The sequence below is a fragment of the Amphibacillus sediminis NBRC 103570 genome, assembly GCF_001552275.1.
GTDB lineage: Bacteria > Bacillota > Bacilli > Bacillales > Amphibacillaceae > Amphibacillus_B > Amphibacillus_B sediminis.
Map to the genome: position 1 here is coordinate 1 of NZ_BCQW01000055.1, position 4,115 is coordinate 4,115.

Genomic DNA, 4,115 nt, shown 5'->3' on the forward strand with positions numbered 1-4,115 from the left:
TTACTTTAATTTTATCAAATGGTGTCCTTTGTGCGTGTGAAAAAACAGGTACTATCCAACTTTTTGGAGGTACCTGTTTTTTAATTACCGGGTTTTGTCCCAGTCTCGATTTTCCTTCTTATGATAATGCAGCCTAGAAGGGGGCTTGTGCTCTAGATCAAATGTACCTTGAGGTATCTGCGCTCAGATTTTATCGAGCTACGCTCGAAAAATTTTCGTTGAAAATCTGTGGTATCCGACGGAGGTTTTAACTATATTCAGACGGGGTTTGGACCCCCGCTGAACGAAGTATCACTTATTTACTATAAGTATCAATATCGATTTTTGTTTCAAAATGAAATGAAATTCTTTCAATCAATCTGGCTAGTAATAGCAACACACTTCTAGCCTTCTTTTAACTGACAGTGAAAGTTAGCTGCAATTTAGTTATAATAGTAAAGAAGGTAAGGATGGAGGTGCTGTTGTGTATTCAGTATTAAATCAGATCCAATTAAAATATCAAAGTCTAAGTAAACTGGAGAAAAAGGTTGCAGACTATGTCATTCATCATAGTAATGACCTATTAAATATTCATATCAAGGAAATGGCAGCTCAAATCGATGTTTCAGTTGCTACAATAACACGCTTTTGCCATAAAATCGGTGCAAAAAGCTTTGTTGAATTCAAAATCTTACTTCGGGACGCAGTCCGAAATGAACAGGTGTCGGATCATGCCTTAGAGTCTGTAAATCAAATGTATCGTGCCGTCGTCGAGTCAACCGAAGACTTAACCGACCTAACTGTCTATCAACGTGCCTGTCAATGGATCAAAGCTGCAAAGCGGGTTCATATTTTCGGTTTAGGTAGCTCGGGACTATCAGCTGAAGAGCTTAAGCTCCGCATTTCAAGGATGGGCTTGAAAGTTGATACACATTTGGATTCACATAGTATTATTATTGGCTCATCTTTAGTTAGTGCCGAGGATGTTGTTATTGCCATCTCTTCTTCAGGAGAAACGAAGGAAGTCGTTGATGGGGTTGGATTAGCCAAACGAAATCAAGCAAAAATCATAGCGATAACGAATTATACGGATACCTCTTTAGCTACAAATTCTGATTTATTACTCTATACCTATAGTATGCATCCGTTTAGATTAAGAGGGCTTTTGAATAGTCAACTATCCATTCATTATGTGTTGGATATCTTAACGATGCTGTTAATTCAGGAGGAGGATCTTTTACAAAGCTATCGTGAAACCTTAAAAGCATTAGATGAATATAAAAAAATTTAGCGCGCATTTTTAGAAGCATCGATTTAGTTAAAGAAAGATTGCTTAGCTGAAACAAGCTTCTTGTAAAAAAGAATGGCGTGTTGTATTTAAGTGAAACGACAAAGGACGAAATATGTCGCAGTTTCTTGATTTGAAAGCTGAGCAATTGGTTGTTTAAGGCTAAATGATTAAATAAAAATATATCTTAGGCCGTATGAATTGATATTCAAATTGAGCGATAATAGAATTACATAATGGTCAGCTATCATTCCTGAGAGAAGGATACGAGCCCAGCCATTTTTTATGCTGGGTAAATGATAAAAGAGGAAGAAGGCATAAGATGCAATGCTAAAACTTAACATGATGTCATCAGCAGAAAAAGTAAAAGGCCAAGGAGTTGCTTCCGCCTATAGAGAACTCGTCAATTTACTTAACGATTATGATCAGAGCACGTATCGTTTAACCATAAATAAAAATGTTTCAGCAGATGTCACCCATTATCATACCGTCGACTTTCTGTTTTATCTATCAACGTTTGCCAAAAGAAAGAGAGGCACGAAGGTGGGATATGTCCACTTTCTTCCAGAGACGTTAGAGGGGAGTTTAAAGCTTCCACTAGGAATAAATACGATATTTAATCGATATTTAATCTCCTTTTACAAGCGAATGGACTGGCTAGTCGTCGTCAACCCATCGTTTATACCGAAGCTAGAAGCGTACGGAATTAATAAGCAAAAAATAAAATATATCCCAAACTTCGTTTCAAAAAAAATGTTCCATCCAGTTGGACAGGAGGAAAAGCAGGCAAAACGTAAACGATACGGAATACCTGAAAGTACCTTTGTTGTTATTGGAGCTGGGCAAGTACAGTACCGCAAAGGTGTCCTTGATTTCATCGAAGTTGCCAAACAATTGCCCGACATCCAGTTTATTTGGGCTGGCGGATTTTCTTTCGGGAAAATCACCGCAGGATATAAAGAAATAAAAAAAATATACGACAATCCGCCAGAAAACGTCCTATTTACCGGAATTCTTGATCGTACAGCAATGAATGACTACTATAATTTGTCGGATATGCTATTTTTGCCGTCCTACAATGAGCTTTTTCCGATGACCATTCTTGAAGCAATGAGCAGCAGCCTGCCGATTCTCGTTAGAGATTTGGAATTATATAAAGCCATACTGGATGGTTACTACATTAAAGGTGAAACGACCGAAGCCTTTATTGCGGCAATTCAGCAACTAAAAGATGATCCTAACTTTTATCAGGAAGCAAAGGCGAATGCTGTTAAAGGAGCAGCGAATTATTCCGAGGAGCGACTCTGGGAAATTTGGAGAGACTTTTACCATAAGGTCTGCGAGAAGGAACGAGGGTGACACAACGGACTAAATTGTATCCTAAATCTCTAGAACATTAAAAAAGTACAAGAAGCGGATCGATTTCAGGCCGTTTCTTGTCATGAGCATAACAAGGGGAATGGTGATAACAATGAAAAGCAGACTTTTTAATATTATTCTAGTAATTGCCTTTAGCTTCGGTTTTATTGCTTACCAGTTCAGATCGATCGATATCGCCACCGTTTGGACTGGATTAAAAAATGCCAATATTTTTTGGTTACTTGGTGGAATGGGTGCTATGTTTTTATACTGGCTACTTGAATCACTTGTTCTCCATCGAATATCAAGTGAAGTAAATAGTCGGCAAACCGTTGGTCAATCATTCAAGATTACGATGGCTGGCCAATTTTTTAATACGATTACGCCATTTGCTAGTGGTGGTCAACCGGCACAACTGTATATGCTGAACAAAAATGGCATGGATGTCGGTGCAGGTAGTTCGGTGCTACTGATCAAATTTATTCTTTATCAGTCGATGCTTGTTATTAATTCTTTTTTTGTCTTAATATTCGGGTATCGCTATTTAATGAATGGAGCGATTCCAAAGCTTAGTATAATGATCATGATTGGCTTTACTCTAAACGTTATCGTTATTGTTGCGTTAATTACGGTGGGGAAAAGCAAGCGCGTCGCTTCTTTTATCGTGCACATGCTGTTAAAACCGGTTGGTTTTTTTATCAAAAGAGACAAATATGTCGCATTGAAGCATACCGTAGATCAAAAACTGGATTCTTTCCATTTGGAGAGCACGCGAATGAGCTTTGATCTTAAATTGTTAGTGCAATGTAGTCTATTGACAACCTTGCAATTGTGGCTGTTTTTCGCAATACCTTATTTTGTTTTGCAGGGTATCGGTGCAACACAGCTTGATATTTTCCAAATCATTGCCTTTCATTCCTTTATCATTATGTTTTCTTCGCTGATTCCGATTCCAGGCGGAAGTGGCGGAGCAGAACTAAGCTTTTCATTGCTGTTCGGGCTTATTCTTAATCCAGCAAGACTGGTCTTAAGTTTATTTTTATGGCGTTTTATTACCTATTACAGCTGTATCCTGCTTGGCTCTCTGACCCTAATGTTGAAAGAAAAGAAGTCAAACAAGCTGATAGCTATGACAGAAACTAAGTAACTTTAGCCCCTTTACCAGCTAGCAAGTGGGGGCTCCTTTTTACCTCTGCTACTAACAATATCTAGGCTCGCTACATTTATCGCAGTGTAACTGGCTGGGGCTGCGATTACTCGTCCCATCGAAGGGCTTTTGTAAGACTGCCACATCAAGAAATGGGAGGTCCAACAGTCAGCTAACGTTCAGTGGGGAGAGAGGAAGCTAACTAAGTTCGCTACGTCGTCCTCGCAACGGCTTGCACGAGCACATCCTATGCGTCGAAACCTCCACTGAACGAAGTTTCACTTTATCATTTAAATGTTTCATCCAGCAATAGCTAAGTCCCATAAAAAACAATCTAAAAGA

3 protein-coding genes are annotated in these 4,115 nt (G+C 38.8%); all 3 read left to right on the forward strand.

Annotated features, from left to right (window positions below; all coding sequences use genetic code 11):
• The first annotated feature begins 463 nt into the window (after positions 1–463).
• The 3 genes from ASE01S_RS15195 (at position 464) to ASE01S_RS15205 (ending at position 3,773) form a co-directional block, all read left to right on the forward strand.
• Positions 464–1,270, forward strand: a complete 807-nt coding sequence (locus ASE01S_RS15195) for a MurR/RpiR family transcriptional regulator (RefSeq protein ID WP_067844388.1) — start codon at positions 464–466, stop codon at positions 1,268–1,270.
• A 324-nt stretch (positions 1,271–1,594) separates the two neighbouring features.
• A complete protein-coding gene (locus ASE01S_RS15200; protein ID WP_067844391.1) occupies positions 1,595–2,626 on the forward strand; it encodes a glycosyltransferase family 4 protein in 1,032 nt (343 codons plus the stop codon).
• Between the two features lie 112 nt (positions 2,627–2,738).
• Positions 2,739–3,773, forward strand: coding sequence for a lysylphosphatidylglycerol synthase transmembrane domain-containing protein (locus ASE01S_RS15205; RefSeq protein ID WP_245630404.1), 1,035 nt, complete (start codon positions 2,739–2,741; stop codon positions 3,771–3,773).
• Positions 3,774–4,115: the final 342 nt, after the last annotated feature.

Coding starts and splice junctions, on each gene's coding strand:
- ASE01S_RS15200 (WP_067844391.1), top strand. CDS start 1,595: ATGCTAAAACTTAACATGATGTCATCAGCAGAAAAAGTAAAAGGCCAA.
- ASE01S_RS15205 (WP_245630404.1), top strand. CDS start 2,739: ATGAAAAGCAGACTTTTTAATATTATTCTAGTAATTGCCTTTAGCTTC.